The 18,988-nt window shown below is 44.6% G+C and carries 18 protein-coding genes; 6 read left to right on the forward strand and 12 right to left on the reverse strand.

The genetic code is table 11. From position 1 onward, the window contains the following. Nucleotides 1-120: 120 nt before the first annotated feature. On the reverse strand, nucleotides 121-1,410 hold the full coding sequence (shyC, locus tag L4D74_RS21535; protein ID WP_265676221.1) for a peptidoglycan DD-endopeptidase ShyC: 1,290 nt from the start codon (nucleotides 1,408-1,410) through the stop codon (nucleotides 121-123). 129 nt (nucleotides 1,411-1,539) lie between these two features. On the opposite strand from shyC, the gene tyrS reads away from it, so the two are divergent. Next, complete coding sequence (gene tyrS / locus L4D74_RS21540) at nucleotides 1,540-2,727, forward strand: tyrosine--tRNA ligase (protein WP_265676219.1); 1,188 nt, start codon at nucleotides 1,540-1,542, stop codon at nucleotides 2,725-2,727. Between the two features lie 206 nt (nucleotides 2,728-2,933). On the opposite strand, the gene grcA is transcribed toward tyrS, so the two are convergent. Further along, nucleotides 2,934-3,311, reverse strand: coding sequence for an autonomous glycyl radical cofactor GrcA (grcA, locus tag L4D74_RS21545; RefSeq protein ID WP_428754559.1), 378 nt, complete (start codon nucleotides 3,309-3,311; stop codon nucleotides 2,934-2,936). 369 nt (nucleotides 3,312-3,680) lie between these two features. On the opposite strand from grcA, the gene nfo reads away from it, so the two are divergent. The 3 genes from nfo (at nucleotide 3,681) to L4D74_RS21560 (ending at nucleotide 6,207) form a co-directional block, all read left to right on the forward strand. Then, nucleotides 3,681-4,532, forward strand: coding sequence for a deoxyribonuclease IV (gene nfo, locus L4D74_RS21550; RefSeq protein WP_428754560.1), 852 nt, complete (start codon nucleotides 3,681-3,683; stop codon nucleotides 4,530-4,532). A gap of 351 nt (nucleotides 4,533-4,883) precedes the next feature. Continuing rightward, nucleotides 4,884-5,570: a uracil-DNA glycosylase gene (ung, locus tag L4D74_RS21555; protein WP_428754561.1), complete on the forward strand. Its 687-nt coding sequence runs from the start codon at nucleotides 4,884-4,886 to the stop codon at nucleotides 5,568-5,570. 85 nt (nucleotides 5,571-5,655) lie between these two features. After that, nucleotides 5,656-6,207, forward strand: a complete 552-nt coding sequence (locus L4D74_RS21560) for a hemerythrin domain-containing protein (protein ID WP_265676439.1) — start codon at nucleotides 5,656-5,658, stop codon at nucleotides 6,205-6,207. Nucleotides 6,208-6,267: 60 nt separating this feature from the next. Here the strand turns inward: L4D74_RS21560 and L4D74_RS21565 are convergent, their stop codons facing one another. The 10 genes from L4D74_RS21565 to L4D74_RS21610 form a co-directional block, all read right to left on the reverse strand. Then, the gene (locus L4D74_RS21565) at nucleotides 6,268-7,455 is read right to left on the reverse strand and encodes a tetratricopeptide repeat protein (protein ID WP_428754562.1); all 1,188 of its coding nucleotides are present in this window, start codon (nucleotides 7,453-7,455) and stop codon (nucleotides 6,268-6,270) included. Then, nucleotides 7,452-8,078: an energy transducer TonB gene (locus L4D74_RS21570; protein ID WP_428754563.1), complete on the reverse strand. Its 627-nt coding sequence runs from the start codon at nucleotides 8,076-8,078 to the stop codon at nucleotides 7,452-7,454. Before L4D74_RS21570 ends, L4D74_RS21565 begins: the two co-directional genes overlap by 4 nt. Next, nucleotides 8,078-8,482, reverse strand: a complete 405-nt coding sequence (locus L4D74_RS21575; RefSeq protein WP_265676434.1) for an ExbD/TolR family protein — start codon at nucleotides 8,480-8,482, stop codon at nucleotides 8,078-8,080. The genes L4D74_RS21570 and L4D74_RS21575 overlap by 1 nt, the downstream gene beginning before the upstream one ends. Then, nucleotides 8,479-9,072, reverse strand: a complete 594-nt coding sequence (locus tag L4D74_RS21580) for a MotA/TolQ/ExbB proton channel family protein (RefSeq protein WP_265676433.1) — start codon at nucleotides 9,070-9,072, stop codon at nucleotides 8,479-8,481. Before L4D74_RS21580 ends, L4D74_RS21575 begins: the two co-directional genes overlap by 4 nt. Beyond that, complete coding sequence (locus L4D74_RS21585) at nucleotides 9,062-10,405, reverse strand: MotA/TolQ/ExbB proton channel family protein (protein ID WP_428754564.1); 1,344 nt, start codon at nucleotides 10,403-10,405, stop codon at nucleotides 9,062-9,064. Before L4D74_RS21585 ends, L4D74_RS21580 begins: the two co-directional genes overlap by 11 nt. Beyond that, nucleotides 10,405-11,172: a DUF3450 domain-containing protein gene (locus tag L4D74_RS21590; protein ID WP_428754565.1), complete on the reverse strand. Its 768-nt coding sequence runs from the start codon at nucleotides 11,170-11,172 to the stop codon at nucleotides 10,405-10,407. Before L4D74_RS21590 ends, L4D74_RS21585 begins: the two co-directional genes overlap by 1 nt. A 312-nt stretch (nucleotides 11,173-11,484) precedes the next feature. Then, nucleotides 11,485-12,207, reverse strand: coding sequence for a siderophore ferric iron reductase (locus tag L4D74_RS21595; protein ID WP_428754566.1), 723 nt, complete (start codon nucleotides 12,205-12,207; stop codon nucleotides 11,485-11,487). Between the two features lie 97 nt (nucleotides 12,208-12,304). After that, complete coding sequence (locus L4D74_RS21600) at nucleotides 12,305-14,446, reverse strand: TonB-dependent siderophore receptor (RefSeq protein ID WP_428754567.1); 2,142 nt, start codon at nucleotides 14,444-14,446, stop codon at nucleotides 12,305-12,307. 122 nt (nucleotides 14,447-14,568) lie between these two features. Then, nucleotides 14,569-15,489, reverse strand: coding sequence for a helix-turn-helix domain-containing protein (locus L4D74_RS21605; protein ID WP_428754568.1), 921 nt, complete (start codon nucleotides 15,487-15,489; stop codon nucleotides 14,569-14,571). A gap of 218 nt (nucleotides 15,490-15,707) precedes the next feature. Continuing rightward, nucleotides 15,708-15,893, reverse strand: a complete 186-nt coding sequence (locus tag L4D74_RS21610) for a DUF3545 family protein (protein ID WP_250617504.1) — start codon at nucleotides 15,891-15,893, stop codon at nucleotides 15,708-15,710. 702 nt (nucleotides 15,894-16,595) lie between these two features. Between L4D74_RS21610 and L4D74_RS21615 the strand changes: the two genes are divergently transcribed. Both L4D74_RS21615 and yaaA read left to right on the forward strand, forming a co-directional pair. Further along, nucleotides 16,596-18,038, forward strand: a complete 1,443-nt coding sequence (locus tag L4D74_RS21615) for an alanine/glycine:cation symporter family protein (protein ID WP_428754569.1) — start codon at nucleotides 16,596-16,598, stop codon at nucleotides 18,036-18,038. Nucleotides 18,039-18,151: 113 nt separating this feature from the next. Then, nucleotides 18,152-18,925, forward strand: coding sequence for a peroxide stress protein YaaA (gene yaaA, locus L4D74_RS21620; protein ID WP_428754570.1), 774 nt, complete (start codon nucleotides 18,152-18,154; stop codon nucleotides 18,923-18,925). Nucleotides 18,926-18,988: the final 63 nt, after the last annotated feature.

The raw sequence follows: 18,988 nt of genomic DNA on the forward strand, positions 1-18,988 counted from the left end.
ATCTAATAGAACCATAGAACCATAGAACCATAGAACCATAGAACCATAGAACCATAGAACCATAGAACCATAGAACCATAGAACCATAGAACCATAGAACCATAGAACCATAGAACCCAATTACGGTTTAGCTAACAGCAACTCGCTGTAACGCTCCATTTTGTTTAGGCGCACTTCTGCATTGGCTAAGAAGGTTTGCTTAGCTTTACCTGCGAGCGATTTTGATTGCGGCAGTTTGACCGTTCTTGCGTTTTTGTGCACGCCGTTGACGAGGAACTCGTAATGCAAGTGAGGTCCGGTAACCCGTCCTGTGCCACCCAATGTACCAATAGTTTGCCCCTGCTTAACCCTTTGTCCTGTTCTTACTGTACGTTTGGTCAAATGCAGGTACTTAGTGATATAGGTATTACTGTGCTTAATGAAGACGTAATTACCATTAAATTGGTTGTAACTGGATTTTTGTACCACCCCGTCTCCGGCCGCCCAAATAGGCGTTCCCACTGGTGCTGCGTAATCCGTTCCTCTGTGCGCCCTTACTTTTCCGGTGACCGGATGGCGACGAGTGGGGTTGAAATTGGACGTAACGCGACGGAAATCAAGCGGAGAGCGTAAAAAGGCTTTCTTCATGGCGCGACCATTTTCATCATAATAGCTGCCAGTATTGTCATCGAGGATAGCTTTAAACGTATCACCTTGGTTCTTAAATACCGCCGCGATAATTTTACCTCGCCCAATCACTTCACCTTCCACTACTTTCTCTTGATACAGCAACTCAAAATGGTCACCTGAGCGAATGTCTAGAGCGAAGTCGATGTCCCAACCAAATATACCGGCAAGTTCCATGATTTGATTGGCGGTTAGTCCTGCCCCTATGCCCGCGTTCCAGAAGTTTGAGGTGATATCCGCTTCAGCATAGTTATATTGGTAATCAATCTCTTTCTTGCTGAGCTCAGAGCGAAAACCATTGTCAGTGCGAGTGATAACAAACGTTTCGTAGTCGCTGATCTTTCGTTTTAGCTGCAGTAACTCATTATTTTCATCAAAGCCAAATATCAGCTTGTCACCTGGTCGAAGCCTGGATAACTGTTTTTCAATGTCTTTGTTGGTATTCACGAGATCGTAAAGCAGTCGAGCGGACAAACCGACCCGTTGAAAAAGAATCGCTGCGCTTTCACCTGAGCGAACAGAATGCTCTTCCCAATTGAGTACAACGGTAGGGACTTGTTCGTTAACAATGCTTAACGCCGACGCTTTGATTTTCAGAGGGTAGTACTTACCTACCTCCAGTTTATTGGGGTCGTCGTGAAGATCGGCGGCGTCGGGCAGAAAGAGTGCCACAACAATTAGCGCCGTAAAAAAAGCGATAAGAGCTCGGTGAAGCCAAGGGAGGCGCTTAAAAACAGATACCATGAGTGATTAATTCAACATTATTTTCTAAATTTCCTGAACCATTTAGTCTAACTGGTTTCAAAAAACATCGCTATTCAAGTAAGATGTCCAACTATTATATTTTTGCCAAATCTGTGGGAGTGAACAAGAATGGCGAACCTAGAAGCAGCATTGGCTGAAATTAAACGTGGTGTTGATGAGCTAATTCCAGAAGAAGAGCTCATTGCAAAGCTTAAAGAGAACCGTCCTCTACGTATTAAGCTAGGTGCCGATCCTACAGCACCGGATATTCACTTGGGACACACCGTTATTTTGAATAAGCTGCGTACGTTCCAAGATTTAGGTCATGACGTGACGTTCCTTATTGGTGATTTTACGGGCATGGTCGGTGATCCGACGGGTAAAAACACCACTCGACCACCACTGACTCGTGAAGATGTGCTTCGTAACGCAGAGACCTATAAAGAGCAAGTATTCAAAATTTTGGACCCAGCGAAAACAAAAATTCAGTTTAACTCTGAATGGCTGTCTGAGCTTGGTGCAGAAGGCATGATTCGTTTAGCGGCAAACCAGACGGTTGCGCGTATGCTTGAGCGTGATGACTTTAAAAAGCGTTACAGCAATGGACAGCCAATCGCGATTCATGAATTTATGTATCCGTTGCTGCAAGGCTATGATTCAGTAGCGATGGAAACGGACGTAGAGTTAGGCGGTACTGATCAAAAGTTCAACCTGCTTATGGGTCGTGAACTGCAAAAAGCACATGGTCAAAAGCCACAGGTTATCTTGACGATGCCACTGCTGGTAGGCTTGGATGGCGAGAAGAAAATGTCTAAGTCGGCTCACAACTACATTGGTGTGAGTGAAGTCCCAACTGAAATGTTTGGCAAAATCATGTCAATTTCAGATGTACTGATGTGGAGCTACTACGAGCTGCTGTCTTTCCGTCCACTAGAAGAGATTGCGCAATTTAAGGCTGACGTTGAAGCGGGCAAAAATCCACGTGATGTTAAAATACTGCTAGCAAAAGAAATTATTGCACGTTTCCACTCACAAGCGGATGCTGATGCGGCTGAGCAAGAGTTCATTAACCGTTTCCAAAAAGGCGCAATGCCGGACGAAATGCCAGAGCTAGAGCTGGAAGCGGGAATTGCGATCAACAACCTGCTAAAAGAAGCCGGTTTAGTCGGTTCAACCTCAGATGCGATGCGCATGATTCGTCAAGGCGCAGTGAAGATCGATGGTGAAAAAGTAGAAGATACCAAATTAGTGCCAGCAGCGGGTCAAGCGGTTTACCAAGTTGGTAAGCGAAAGTTTGCGCGAGTGACGCTGAAGTAACTGCAACGGTACTTAGTATTTGTCATTCTTGCCTAGCGGGATGACATTCCTAAGACTCTGATGTTTATTTTAGAGTTGTCTTTAAACCTCCTCCGGGAGGTTTTTTTGTATCAGGAGATGATGTATCGAGAGAGGATTATCTACAGGCATAAAAAAACAGACGCCGAAGCGTCTGTTTTCACTATTCATTTACTTGACGTCTTTAATTATAGAGACTCAGTAAAGGTACGAGCGATAACGTCACGTTGCTGCTCTGTCGTTAGAGAGTTAAAACGTACAGCGTAACCCGATACACGGATAGTTAGCTGAGGATAGTTCTCTGGGTGTGCAACTGCGTCTTCTAGCGTTTCACGCTTAAGAACGTTGACGTTTAGGTGTTGACCACCTTCAATGCGAGGCGCAGTTTCAATCGCAACTTCACGGCTTTCGTATTCGCCAAGGTCACTGATTGCAATGACTTGGTCTGCTTCAAAGCCTGTGTTTGCTGCAACACAGCGAGCTTCGTTCTTTTCACCGTCAAGCAACCAGATTGAATTTAGTAGGTCGTCGTTTGCTGCTTGAGTAATTTGGATACCTTGAATCATCACTATCTCCTGAACCACTTTAAAGCGGTATTGTTGTGGTGTTATTTTTCAAATTTTGTTGAGCTGAGCTATATATACCTAATAATGGGTATTTTAGTATTGATTTAGATCAAATTACAACAAAAAACATTAATAATAGTAAGGTTGTTTTGTTGACCTATATCAACAAACCCTCTTAAATAGTAGCGTTAAAACAATATTTTATACATTAAAATTTATTTTAAACGTCAAATGTAGTAATAAAACTACATTTTGGTTTATTGGATGCGCTAGATTACCGGAAAACAAGGGCTTCAATAGTTAAATGTGAAAGTATAAGATCGCTAAATAACAGTTTTAAATATGTGATATAGATCGGGTTATTAAAGTATGAATAAATTTATAGGGGCGCATCTGTCGGCGGCTGGTGGGGTAGATAATGTGCCACAAAGGGCGGCGGAAATTGGCGCTAATGCTTTTGCTCTGTTTACCAAAAATCAAAGACAGTGGGTAGCAAAACCGCTAACCGAAGAGACCATTAACCGATTTAAGCTTGAGTGCCGTAAATATGGCTTTCTTCCTGAGCAAATACTGCCACATGACTCTTATCTGATTAATTTAGGGGCACCAGAGTTGGATAAGTTGGAAAAGTCTCGAGAAGCCTTTGTCGATGAGATGGCACGTTGTGAGCAGTTAGGTTTAACACTTCTGAATTTCCACCCAGGCAGTCATTTGAAAAAGATAGCTGAGGACGTGTGTTTAGATCGGATAGCGGAATCGATAAATATTGCCCACAGACGCATTCCGAATGTCGTCGCTGTGATTGAAAATACGGCTGGTCAAGGAACTAACTTAGGATGGCGCTTTGAACACCTTGCTCACATTATTGATAAAGTTGAGGATAAAAGCCGTGTTGGGGTTTGTCTTGATACCTGCCATACCTTTACGGCGGGCTATGATTTACGAACCAAGCAAGCGTGCCATTCAACATTTTCGGAATTTGATAGGGTGGTTGGCATGCACTATTTGCGCGCGATGCACCTTAATGATTCAAAGATAGCTTTGGGAGATCGTGTTGACCGTCACCAATCCTTAGGTAAAGGTGAGATCGGCTGGGCGTGTTTTGAGTATATTATGCAAGATGAGAGGTTTGATTCTATTCCGTTGATTTTAGAGACAATTGAGCCTGAGATCTGGGTGGATGAAATCCAACAATTGAGACAATTTACTATTAAAAACTGATTTTTTTCATCATCACATGGATCTTTGGCATCTTTCTTTCATACTTAGTTTCATGCACGTTGCATAAAAGTGTGATTCTGAAAAACGAATCATCAACAATAATAGTGTGAATTTAAGTAGTGTGAATAAGTAGGTGCCATTATGTCTCGATCTATCGCTTCCCAACCCCACGCCATGCGCGCAAGCCGCTATCCTGTTCCAAACCGCCACGTGACAGGGCAGGGACATTTTCGAACGCCACAGCAAAAAGGTCATTAATCGCGACGTTCGAGGCTACTGTTGTGAAATCAGTAGAGATGGTGACTTTTGAAATGGTAAACTCCCCAGAGTTTTAAATTCTGGGGAATACGAGTGACGACACTAACATGGCGTGATGTTATAGAAAGCCAACATCAGCAAGCGTACTTTAAGCAGACGTTATCTTTCGTTGCGCAAGAAAGACAGGCGGGAAAGGTTATTTACCCACCTGAAGAAGACGTGTTTAATGCTTTCGAACTGACCGAGCTTGATGCGGTTAAAGTCGTCATATTAGGCCAAGATCCTTATCATGGGCAGGGGCAGGCTCATGGTTTGTGCTTTTCCGTTTTGCCCGGTGTGAAAACGCCTCCTTCGCTGGTCAATATCTATAAAGAATTGGCTGAGGATATCTCTGGGTTTGAAATTCCTACGCATGGTTATTTAAAAAGCTGGGCACAACAAGGCGTATTGCTGCTAAATACGGTCTTAACTGTCGAGCAAGGGGCTGCTCATTCTCATTCCAAAGCAGGTTGGGAGGTATTTACCGATCATATTGTGGATACCCTTAACCAACAGTGTGAAGGCGTTGTCTTTCTACTCTGGGGCGCGCATGCTCAGAAAAAAGGTATGATGATTGATCGTGAACGCCATCATGTGCTTACCGCCCCACACCCTTCTCCTCTCTCTGCACGGCGCGGATTTTTTGGCTGCCAGCACTTTTCTCAAACTAATATGCTGCTGAAAAGTATGGGTAAAACCGCTATTGATTGGCAGCCTAAGCTTGTTAGTTGCGAAGGCTAATTGTCTGTTTTTCGAGCATAGTCAAAGCACACTTTCTAAATCTCCTATACACTTATTAAGAATAGGGACTTAAGGGAGATAGGCGATGATGATCGAAAGAATAAGGCGCGAGCACGGCTATATGGTTCGTTTGCTCGCGATACTGAATCGTAAGTTGCACCTGCTGGAACGTGAGGAGCCCGTCAATTATTCACTCATCAAAGAGATTGTCGATTATCTGACGGTGCACTCTGAAAAGATACACCACCCGAAAGAAGATATCCTCTATCGTTATTTTATTGAGCACTACGGGCAGCAAGTGACGATTTCAAATCTTGAAATAGAGCACCATGAATTGTCGGATAAAACCCATGATTTTCTCGCGATTGTCGAGATGATTTTACAAGACGCGGTGGTGCCTCATGAGATTTTTTCCACTAAGTTAGCGGAATTCATTCGCAATCAAAAGCAACACCTTGATCTTGAAGAGCAGTCGGTGCTGCCGTTGATTGAGAAAAAGTTTACGACTGCGGATTGGCAAGCAGTAGAAGCGTTGTGGACCGAAGTGGATGACGATCCGGTATTTGGCGACACCATTGCTGATCAGTACAAGCAACTTGCGGATCGGGTGAGACAAAATGAGAATGAGAGCGTGTAATTCACGGTTGAACTCTTATAAAAATGGCACCACGACGGTGCCATTTTTTGTGGATTTCTGTTAGCGCGTCTTGGTCATTTGGTCTAGATAGTCCAGCCAATCAGAGGTTTGAGAGCTAGGCTTTTCTCTGTGCGCTGCTTGCGCGAGTTTTTTTGCTGCCTCATATTGCTTCAGGCCCACATACGCTCGTATCTGTAAAATCTGTTTTTCTTGCAAGCTTATGCCTGTCACTTTACTCAGTGATATTAAGGCTGCGTCAAACGCGCCTTGCTGAAGTTCAAGTCGCGAAACTTGCTCGTAATATTTTGTATTTAAGCGCGCCGCGGCTTGCCATGAACGCTGAGCGTTGTGCCATTCCCTTGCCATCTGCCAATGTGTCGCTTGTTTGATGATGGTTTCAATATCAGTGTCATTAACTTGCAAGTCAGAATAGAGGTGAGCGGACTTTTCAGGAATGCCTTGTTGGGCATACAATTGTGCCATGCTAACTTGCATCGATTCCGGCATATCAATGCCAGCTCGTTGCGCGGAGACCAGTGTCGCGAGTGCCAGTTTATACTGTTTAGTCTGCATATAGAGGGCACTGAGCTGCTGCCACCACATGGCATTGTTAGGCTGAAGAGCCAGCAGCTTTTGACTGGTGATGATCGCGCTTTTTAAGTGAGACAGTTGCAGCTCGGCACTGAGTTGTAGACTTAGTGGCTGTAGCTTCGGAGTGCTATCTAATTTGTGATACTGCTTAATAGCCGTCAGCAATGGTGTCCATTGTTGTAATAGGTAGTGGCTTCGAGCGGTATTGAGCCAGGCGGTGGTTATCTGTTCTTTAGGGATATCGAGACTGCCCGCTGATTTCACAAGAGCGTCAAAGTGGACAAGTGCTTGCTCAGCTTTGGTTTCTGATAATAACAGTTCAGCTAGCATTCGTTCTGTTTGCCAGCCTTGTTCACCAGTAAAGGCGCCAGTATTAACGGCAATTTGTAACTGTTTGATTGCCAGTTCACTTTGCTCGGCTTGCCAGTAATAAATGCCGAGCATTCTTGCGACGTAAGCTTGGTCATAGTTGGCGCTTGGCTTGAGTTTCTCTAGTAAGGTAATAGCATCTTTGAGCTTATCTTCCTGCTCCAGCGAATAGGCTTTTGACACCTGCGTGGCGGTGCGCATTCCTAGCTCTTGTTTTGCTATTGCGGTTTGAGCAAACGACAGACTACAAACTAGTACAAGTCCAATGTATGAGATTAGTTTGTTCATTGGTTTAATTTAAACTCCAATTTAACCGTTTGGCCTACTCGTGGCTGCGCGGTGCCATTGACGACCATCGGCTGATACTTCCACTGTTTGAGAGCCACCATGGCTTCACGCTCAAAGATCCGCTTTGGTTGGGCTTCAACCACTTTAATGTCGGTTGGGCGGCCATTGACGTCAATAGTAAATGACATCACGACGTAACCTTCCATATTTCGTTGAATGGCTCGGCGCGGATAGCGTGGCTCTTTGCGGTGAAGCGGCATGACTTGTTGGTTGCGACCAATATCGGGCACACTTGGTGCGTTCATCGCCACGCCAGCAACTTGTGTTGATATCGCAATATTCGGCAGTTGCGGTGTGCTAGGTGTCTGTACCGACGAGGTCTGTGAACTTTGCTCGACTGCGGCTGCCGCTGGTGGTGTCGCTGGCATTTTGGGAGGTTCAGGAAGCACGCGTGTACGTCGTGCTGTTTCACTTTCCGGTTCAATCATCACTAAGTCATAGCTAAGGCGAGCAGACTCTTCTGGCTTGGATTTAGGACCAATGTCTATCATCCAACTCATAAAGGAAAACAGCGTAAATGCGAAAGCGATAGCAAAAGGAATGCTTAATAGAAAGCGCACCATTATCGGCTCTCCGTTGCCAAAGCAATTTTGGTTACCCCAGCTCCTTTTGCACTGTCCATCACCTGTACGACGGTACCATTGAAGGCATGCTTGTCTGCTTGAATGACCATGGACGCGCTAGGTTGCTCGAGAAGAAGCTTCTCAATAGTGGCTTGTACACGTTCAACGTCGACACGACGTTTATCAATGAACACTTCGTTATTGGCGGTGATCGCGACAAAAATTCCCGCGTCTTTTTGGCTTACCGCGTGGCTGGCCTGCGGGCGGTTCACATCGACGCCAGACTCTCGAACGAAGGAGCTGGTGACAATGAAAAAGATCAGCATAATGAAAACGATATCAAGCATTGAGGTCATGTCGATATTGGCTTCTTCTTGCTGTTTTTTACGGTGGCCAAGTCTCATTGTGTATTTCCTATGCGATTATCTGTGACCGTTTGCAAGTCAGTCGCTTTGCTTTGGTCACTTCTCAGTAATTGTTCTAATTGGAACAAATGCTTATTGCTCCACTTTTGGATACGGGAAAAAGCTAACATTCCTGAAAGTGCAGCGACCATACCGGCCATGGTTGGAATCGTTGCCATGGAAATGCCAGCCGCCATAAGGCGAGGCTGAGCACTTCCTTGGGCGGCTAAGGTATCAAAGACGGTGATCATGCCGGTTACGGTTCCCAGCAACCCAAGCATAGGGCACAACGCCAGTAGGCACTTTAGTAAGTTGAGGTGCTGTTTTAATTGGTTTTCAGCGTCGCTAAGTATGGCGTCACGCTGAGCGCGGGCATACCATGAAAAGTGGTCGCTACGTTGAGACCACTTTTGTGTCCAAACACGCTTTTGCTGTGGGAAGTATCGAGAAAAGTAGAGCACGCGTTCAAATGCGACCATCCAAAAAACGATAACAACCGCAGCGAGCCACCAAAGAATAGGCCCGCCTTGATTCATAAATTGGCTCAGATGCTCTGAGCCAGGTAGCCATTGGGCCAAATTATGCAGCATAGCTCGCTCTCTGCTCGGTCGAGTGCACTTCGGCCTGCTCAGCAACAAGGCCAACACTTTGACGCTCTAGAATATTGCGAATTGCGTCAGCTTTTGAACTCAATAAGTTATGGGCTAGCAGCAGTGGCATAGCGGTAATCAAACCGAGGACGGTTGTCACCAGTGCCATGGAGATGCCACCGGCCATGACACGAGGCTCGGCGTTACCAAACTGTGTGATAACTTGGAACGTTTCAATCATGCCAGTTACCGTACCAAGTAATCCCAGCATTGGCGCGAGTGCGGCAATCAATTTAAGCATACTAAGACCGCGCTCTAGGTGTTGTTGTTCGTCCATTATTGATTCAAGAAGACGTAATTCAAGCGCTTCAACATTCATCTTTTTATCGTGGTTATATACGCTAAGAACGCGACCTAATGGGTTATTTGTTGGGGCTTCAGGTGTTTTTAGCTGCTTGCCAATTTGTTGCTCGATGCGCAGGAGTACCACGGCACGATAAAGCGCAATGACAAGACCAATTAGGAATAGGCCTGCAATGATCTTACCCACGACACCACCGTGCTCAAAACGTTGGGTAAGCGTCGGGTTTTCAGCCAGTTGGTGGTAAATATCGCCACGACTTGGATCGATAATAACGGCGGTCTGTCCAGTGACTATGTTATTAGCGTCCTCATAGCGAGATACATTATCAGGTAGGCGGGGGAAGTCGCTGGCTAGTTGCCCGTCCCAGTTAATCGGCCCCTGTTTAGCAAGTAGAGCGAAGTTACCTAATCGTACGGCGTCAATAGTCGTGACTTCACCTGCGCCTGTTACGAATGGAACCGTGATAGTCGCGTAGGTTCCGCTGCTAATAATTTGAGCGTTAAAAGCTTGCCATAACGTGGTTAGCTCTTGGATGGATGGCAAGGTTTTCGCAGCCACAATAGTGTCGATGTCAGCACGTTGTTGGGTTTGTTCTGTGTTGGCGACAGAGCGGCTCAGTTCGACTTGAAGCTCTTTAGCTGATTGACGGACGACACCAAAAAGCTCACCCAAACTGCCCGTTTGCAGGTGAAGCTGCTTTTGTTGCTCTGCTAATGTTTTCTCATTGGTTGAAAACTGATCACTGAGCGAAGTAATGGCCGCATCCAGTTGCGCTTTGCGTTCGGCAAGTTGCTTTTTCTTAGCTAAAAGCGCTTGCTGCTCTTGCTTAAATTTGGCTTCACGCGATGCGTTATGCTGCTTCTCTTGTTGCTGCGCCGTTTTTGCTTCGCTGGTGAGTGTGCCTGCTGCAAGGGTCAGTGGTGAGAAGCTAACTGTGAATAGGGCGATCAATAAAGTTAGGTAACGCATTAGCTCGGATCCTTAGCAAGAGAAACAGGGAGCGTCATTAAAGTTGGTGACGTTTGTTTGTTTGCAATTGCAAACGCTTGGTCGATATAGGATGAGAGCGAAGCTTCAACATTCACCCACGCTTTTTTGTCGTGATCCCATGACCAGTACTGATTTCTGTCTAGGCTACGAGCGACGAGCGATAGGCGCCCAAGGTAAAGCTGTTCTGCTTCTATGCTACTGCCCACATCGATTCGTGAACGGTAGCTGCCTAGCTTGATGCCGTAATCCATTTCAATTTGGTAAGCTTCTAAGATACGACGATATTTTTCGGCATCACTGACATCAGCTTGCGGCATCAGAGATTTGAGTTCATCTAAGCGGGCGAGGCGAGCATCGATACGAATCGGCTTGTCTTGCTGAATGTGCTGTTCAAGGCCAGCTAACATCTTGTACATCAGAGGGACAACACCTTGACGGGTATCGTTGATCTGAACTAATTGTGTTTCGATGCTCGATAGCTCTTGCTGTTGGTTATCCACCACTGATTGTAGGTGACGCTGGTAAACTTCCAAGTTGGAGACTTCTTGTTCCAGTGCCGCGATTTCCGACTTAAGTTCAAACGCTTTATCACTACTTTTGTTGATTCGTTGTTGGCTTTGCGCGCCTTGAGTAATGGTCTGAGCCTCAACATTTCTTGCATTGTTGAGGTCGTTGGCAAACGTCTGCCCACTGCTAAGGAGCAGAGGGAGGGTGCACAATGCGGCGCGAACGAGCGTTTTGTTCATTTCAAGAGCCTTCTTCTACTAGAAAGTACCAGTTGTTTAATTGAATTCTGATGGCAAACACACTCAATAGGCTTGGTGAGTCTGTCTATTTAATCGCGCTATCAAGCACGGCGCGTTAGAGGTGCTGTACTACCTTTATGCGCTTTTTAAGCGCGCTTATTGTATTGCAACTCATGTAAGAAATACAGTCTAAATGATATTGATATGAGTTATCATTTGTTATCTCTTAATCAATTTGATGTAAAAAAATACCACTATTTTCGTTGTTGCTTGAATATCATGATGAAATAAAAGCCATCTGGGTAATGAGCGCTATTTTTTTTGCGGACAGCCTTGGCAGTAGCTGCCGTCAAGGCGGCGATAGTGCATACAGCAGGCTCGGCGTTGTATAACATAATCCCCTTCTTGAGTGACATCTAAGCGTCCAAACCTTGTGATTGGAAGATCAAGAGCCTGTTGCCAGTGCTGCAATTCATGAGCAAAGGTAGGGTGTAGATGTTTATTGGCGAGTAATTGACGGTTGACCATGTGTTTTAGGCCGCGAAGTAGCATTTCCATGATGGTGTCAGCGAGAAGCTTTTCACGGGTGCTAGGGCTCATGCGAATGATATCGTCAAATTGCTCAGCAAGTTGTGTCAGTAATGATTTGAGTTCTGTTGCAGCCAATAGTAATCGTTGATGTTGATCGCCTTCTTGCCATTGTTCAGAAGCGAAATCGAAGTGTCCCACAATGCCATTATCAAGGTTAAGTCCTTGTCTCATTCGGCTAATCTTTGGAACGGAATCTGAGTAATAAGTAGTAATAAGCGCAATGGTGATAGGTTGCCAAATCAGCATTGTCCAGGTTCTGGTTAGCCAGTAAATCTGCCCTGCTTCTGGGTAGTGCTCTTTCCAGTATCGATAAAGTGCGTTTAGTGGTTCATGGCTGTTTTGATGAGGAGCAATGATAGATGCAGTCTTTAAAATCGGTACTAATAATGGAGATATTTGTATGGAAATATCGGTAAGCGTCCGCAATTTTTGAGAATGTGTCATAGCCATAGTCTTCGATTTCTATAAGCAAACTGAGTAAATAAAAGCAAGCAGCGCAAATACATTGTGCTGCTTAACTAGGGAGGGGGCTCTTTGCCCGCTATAGGTCGAACTTGACGTTTAACTCGACGGTTTGTTGTTGGCCCATCCAACAATAGCTTTGGCTATAACAGCTATAATACTTTTGATTAAATAGGTTGTTAGCAATCAGGTTTGCGGTTGCGCCATGCATACTATTGCTTATCTGGCCAAGGTCATAACCAATAGACAGATCGACCAACGTATAAGAGGGGACTGAGCCTTGATTTAAATTAGTTGTGCCATTGTTCAATACAGTATTACCGACATATCGAACCCCACCACCCACTCTTAATCCCTGCATTACGCCTTCGTGCATGGTGTAGTTAGCCCAAAGGTTTGCTGCGTGATCTGGGACGTAAATTGCGCTCTGACCAACGTTTGCCTGGTCTTCGTCCTTAGTGATTTCCATATCGGTATAAGTGTAATTTGCGATAATATCGAGATTGTCGTTTATCGCTGAACGCCCTTCTAGTTCTAAGCCTTGAGAGCGAACTTCGCCGACAGCTTCCCATGGTGCATTACCATCTCGGCGCACACCTACATTTTGCTTTTTGATGTGGAAGAGAGCTGCTGAGGCCGTTGTGGTTGAATCATAGGAGGTAAATTTCAGACCTGCTTCAACTTGCTCGCCTTTTTCAGGTTCAAGGTTTTTGCCATTAGCGTCAATTTTTGCGTTTGGTTCAAAGCTGGTCGCGAAGTTGGCAAACGGAGAGATGCCATTGTCGAACTGATACATAGCCCCGACACGATACGAGAAGTTGCTCGCACGTGAAGTCGTATTGTTTTTAGCGCCGCCGTTTTCTGATTTGTCGGTATTAGACTCAACTACGTCGTAGCGGCCCCCGGCAATCAGAACCCAGTTATCAACAAGCATTTGATCTTGAAAATAACCGCCGAGCTGTTTAATAGAAACATCGGTGTTGGAGTAATAACCTGGGGTGAAGTCGTTCGGGTTAAGTTTACTATTATCTGGGTTGTATAGGTTGATGCTATCGACATTACCAAAACTGTTATAGGCCGAATCTCCTTCGACAGAGCGATAATCGATGCCAAACAATAGGTAATGATCGACACTTCCAGTATTTACAAAACCAGAAAGTTGGTTATCAATACTAAGACCTTTAGATTGCTCATCTGTCGTATAGGCAGTACGTTGTAGTTCACCTGTCGCGGCGTTAAACCCGTCACTACCCGCGCTTTGCGTCGTTTTTTGATCGAACTTAGTTTCCGTGTAACGGAAGTTTTGTAAGAAGGTCCAATCGTTGTTGAACTCATGGTTAATTTTATAGCCAGCCACAACGAATTCGCGCTTAAGCTCATTAAAGTTCGTATCACCTGCAAAAGTAGAGGCGGACATTTTTCCGGATTCAATCGCCTCGATAGGGACGGTAACGTTCTGGCCTAGACTTGGATCATTTTGGTAGTAAAGGTTGAAATTGACCAGTGTTTTGTCTGAAACGTTCCAGTTCACCGATGGTGCAAAAACGTAACGTTCTTCTTTTACGTGATCAATTGTCGCGTCTTTTTTACGACCAAGTGCGATCAGGCGATAAGAAACGTTGTCGCTTAGAGCGCCTGTTTTATCAATGGAAGCTTCCATTAGGTTGTTCAAACCTGTTGCGACATTGACTTTGGTTTTTTCTTCAAAGCTTGGTGCTTTTGCAATGATGTTCACCATGCCACCCGGAGGCATAGAGCCGTAAAGAACCGATGTTGGACCTTTAAAAATCTCTAGACGTTCCATCGCAATAGGATCGATTTGTGGCTTGGCATTCCATCCTGGCAATTCAGGTAGCATCAAACCATCATAGTAATTTTGCGAAGAACTAAATCCTCGAATAGTAACAAAGTCAGTGAATACGACTGCGCCACCCTTGTTTTCTGTAGAAACACCAGGGGCATAACGCAATGCTTGCATTACTGATTTTACCCCGCGCTGCTCCATTTCTTCGCTTTCAATCACATTCAGCGTCTGCGGGGTTTCTTCTGGTGATAAAGACGTTTTGGTGGCCGTATTACGATACGTTTTCCCCAATACGGTCATTTGTTCATCCGTCGTCGTGGATGAAGATTCTGAATTTGATGTTGTCGCCAAAACGCTTGGTGAAGACAACACTATGGATACCATTACTGCTATTGGGGATATTTTTGTTTTTAACATAATCAAAGAATTTATTTAACGAATTGTGAATGTGATTGATAATTAGTTTCATTTTCATTCTATCGCGTGTGATTCTGTGATACTTAACAATTTGGTGCAAGTTTTATTGATAATGTCTGCGATTAAAGGTGGGCTTTGACAGTGGCGGGGCAAATGGGCAGCCAGAATTCCATTTGAGCATCTAAGTTCAATGGATTGTAATGATTGGGGTAGTATTCAAGTTCATAACCTTCTTCTCCATGAAAACCTGAAGCGGGTAACCAATGGTTAAGTACCCACTCTAATGTTTTAGGGAAGTTTGCAATGGGACCGATATGCGTGATGACCGCATAGGTTTGCTCTGGAATGCTTAATTGATCCATATGTGCTTTGGCATGCTCTAATTGCTGAGCATTAAGTGTAGCTTGGTCACAGCTCGCCCAGTATATGAGTTGGGTCTCGGGAAGAGGGTGAATGGTGTCAATAATGCCAAATACAGCTTCAGAGTGTTGGCGATGACCAAGTGTTGCTTGGGCAAACTGACGCCAAATATGTGCAACTTGAGTGCTATATTGAGGGTCTATGGAGTAAATGGTATCGATGGGGGCATGCATGCCCCAAAAAGTACTGGCCGCGCGAGTTTCGATGCACACGATCTGGCTAGCACTTTGCTCAAGCGGCAGTTCAGGACTCATGACTAAGGGTAAGCGGATGCCCTTTAGAATACCTTGCTGTTTGTATTGTCGTGGTGAAACAGAAAAAAGCTGTTTAAAGGCGCGGCTAAAACTGACCTCTGAGTTAAAGCCAAACTGCAAAGCGATATCGGTGATCTTACTTTCGTTGGACAGAAGGTGTTCCGCTGCGCGGCTAAGCTTCTGTTGGCGAACATATTGAGCGATGTTCTGCTTTGTTTGCTCTTGAAAGACGCGTTGGAGTTGCCAGCGAGACCAGCAACTAATGCTGGCAAGTTCTGCGACGGTTAATGGCTTATCCAAATTGTTATTGATGTACTCAACCACTTTTTCAACTCGATTGAGGTGAATCGGTTTTCGTTTGGAGACCATAGTATGTGCTTACTCGGTGGCTAGATGCTGGCATTTTGGCACTTTTGATACCAGTCGTCGAATAAATGTACGAGTTTGATGAGCTCCATTCATGGGAGCGTGTTCAGCTTTTATCGGATAGGTAGGGGTGGTAGTCAAGGTAACGCCCTCTATTGAGGGCGCTATTTTAAGTCCAGTGAATAGGGTTCAGGCTCCTCAATCACTGAAAATTAGGTGAGTTAAAGCTTGATATCTTCGTATGCGAAATCAAGTCCGATATCCATATCGTTGAGTTCTTTTTGTAAACGTCGTTTGTCTTTTATTGCTTCTATTTCGCGCCATTTACGCTTTAGTGGTTTTGATCGAGATGCTCGAGTCCGGGGAGCATCCATTTCCATTATATCGTTTAGTTCAAAGCCATCCATAAGCTACCTCTTAGTATTTATCTCCTCACGGAGACTTTTAAGTACCATACTCCTAGGCAGAATAACTTTGATTTATTTCTCATTTGTTTCTTTAGTATGAATGTTTTATGCCAAACTGAACTCAATCTCACAGTTTTAATTCCATATGTAGATTAAAAAATGACCGTTTGATTCAAATAATGAAAAAGAATTAGTTGGCGATGATTGTTAACGTGAGTCCACTGAGAGTTAATTAAGGGGCACAAGGTTCTACGAGAAACATTCTCATTCGACAAGAATGATTAAAAAGCATTCCATTCTATAAATACGCCTCCACGTCTGATGAACAAAGGTTTACCCGTGAATGGTGCGGTAAGATCCGTTTTCATTGCTATGATTACTAGTTGTTATCGTAAGGAAGATTAAATGGGGGGTGCTGGTAATGCAATTGTTACGGTTAGTGTTAAGGGAACGTGATGGTTCAGTGAAAAATACCTTTGATGTCAATCTAGTTGCGTATTGATTTTTGTCGAGCATCCCTGCAAAATCCGCTCCGTCAAATGATATGTCGATTTGTATTCCGTTCCCAATAGGTGAGAAATACAAGCTAAGTTGCCGTGAAAAACAGTAAATTAATCAAAACCACACGGATGGGTATAACCTCAGCAACTTAGTTAGCACAGGATGTGCTGGCGGCGCTCTAATTTTAAAAGAGGTTTTAAAGTGACAGACATTATTAGTTTAATGAATGATCTTCTTTGGGGATCGATTCTGGTTTATCTGCTCGTAGGCGTAGGGATCTATTTTACAGTTCGCCTTGGGTTCATTCAGTTCCGCCATTTCGGCCACATGTTCAGTGTGCTGAAAAACAGTCGTAAATCCGACGCTGCTGGTATCTCATCTTTTCAAGCACTTTGTACTAGTTTAGCGGCACGTGTTGGTACAGGTAATATGGCAGGTGTTGCCGTTGCCTTAACATTTGGTGGACCGGGTGCGATTTTCTGGATGTGGTTGATTGCCATGCTTGGTATGGCAACAGCGTTTGCAGAAAGTACGCTTGCTCAGCTTTATAAGACGCGTGATGACGATGGTAATTATCGTGGTGGTCCAGCTTACTATATGGAAAAAGGCTTGGGCATGCGCTGGATGGGGGTATTGTTCTCTGTCTTCCTAATTATTGCATTTGGTCTAGTGTTCAATGCGGTTCAAGCGAATGCTATTGCTAATGCGATGCAAACAGCCTTTGGTTTTGATCCTTTGTATGTAGGTATCTTCATTGCCTTGATTTCCGCGTTTGTCATCTTTGGTGGCATTCGTAAAATTGCTCGTACGGCTGAATTGATTGTACCTATCATGGCGCTAGCTTACTTGTTACTTGCCTTTTACGTGGTGTTCATGAACATCGAAAAAGTGCCAGAAATCCTTGCCTACATCTTCAAGAGTGCTTTTGGCCTTCAAGAAGCTGCGGCTGGTGGTGTGGGCTATGCCATTGCACAAGCCATGATTCAAGGTATTAAGCGTGGACTGTTCTCAAACGAAGCGGGTATGGGTTCGGCTCCTAACGCTGCAGCGTCAGCTACTCCATACCCTCCGCATCCAGCGTCACAGGGTTATGTTCAGATGTTGGGTGTCTTTACCGATACTATCGTTATCTGTTCTGCAACAGTTGCTATCATTTTAATGTCTGGCGAATACGTCCCTCATGGTGAAGTGACTGGTATTGAATTGACGCAGCGTGCATTGAGCTCACAAGTGGGCGATTGGGGCGGCATTTTCATTGCGGTAGCGATTTTCTTCTTCGCCTTTACTTCAATCATTGCTAACTACTCGTACGCGGAAACAAACCTGATTTTCTTAGAGCACAATCATAAAGCGGGCCTTGGTCTATTCCGTCTTGTCGTGCTTGCTATGGTGTTGTTTGGTTCAGTCGCAACGCTACCTATGATTTGGGCGTTAGCGGATGTTTCTATGGGCTTGATGGCTCTGGTTAACTTAGTGGCGATAATTTTGTTGTCGGGTATCGTGGTTAAGTTGGCCAAAGATTACAACCAACAGCTTAAAGCGGGTAAGGTTCCAACGTTTGATGCTAACGATTACCCAGAATTAAAGTCTCAGTTAGAGCCTGGAATTTGGGATAACACGAAAGCGGACAAAACGGTGAAATAGCCTTAATAGTTTCCTTCTATCTCAGAAATAGAATAAGCCACGCATGATTTCATTGAAGATCAGGCGTGGCTTTTTTTATACTAGGAACAAATAATCATGATAAGAGTAAAGTTATGCTAATTGTTGTCTCACCAGCGAAGACGCTGGACTATGAATCGCCCTTGGCGACGGAACGTTACACACAGCCGGAGTTTATCGAGCAATCAGCTCAATTGATTGAGGTATGCCGTAAGCTGACGCCTGCTGATGTTTCGGCGTTGATGAAGGTGAGTGACAAGATTGCAGGGCTGAATGTCGCACGCTTTGAGCAATGGCAAACAAACTTCACGACAGAGAATGCACGCCAAGCTATTCTTGCATTTAAAGGGGATGTGTATACCGGGTTGGATGCAGCAAGTATGTCAGAAGCGGATTTTGACTACGCTCAAACGCATTTGCGTATGCTATCGGGTCTATATGGGTTATTAAAACCTTTGGATTTGATGCAGCCTTATCGCCTAGAGATGGGAACGAAGTTGGCCAATGAGCGTGGTAGCAATTTATACCAGTTTTGGGGAAGTCTCATTACGGATAAATTAAATCAAGCACTGGCCGAGCATGAGAGTGACGTATTAGTTAATTTAGCTTCCAATGAGTATTTTAAAGCGGTAAAAGTTAAGCAATTAAACACTCAGGTGGTGACTCCTGTGTTTAAAGATTGCAAAAATGGCCAATACAAAGTGATTAGCTTTTACGCGAAAAAAGCGCGCGGAATGATGGCTCGATACATCATTGATAACCAAATCGATTCCGTTGAAGCCCTACAGAATTTTGATGTCGCTGGTTATTACTTTGTTGCGGATGAATCAACGGCAAATGAATTGGTGTTTAAGCGCGAGGAGCAGTGATTTAAACCATTTCGAGTCTGATTATAAAAAATGCCCCACTCATGAGTGGGGCATTTTTTTTCA

The sequence above is a fragment of the Vibrio cionasavignyae genome (genome assembly GCF_050337155.1).
Classification (GTDB): domain Bacteria; phylum Pseudomonadota; class Gammaproteobacteria; order Enterobacterales; family Vibrionaceae; genus Vibrio; species Vibrio nomapromontoriensis.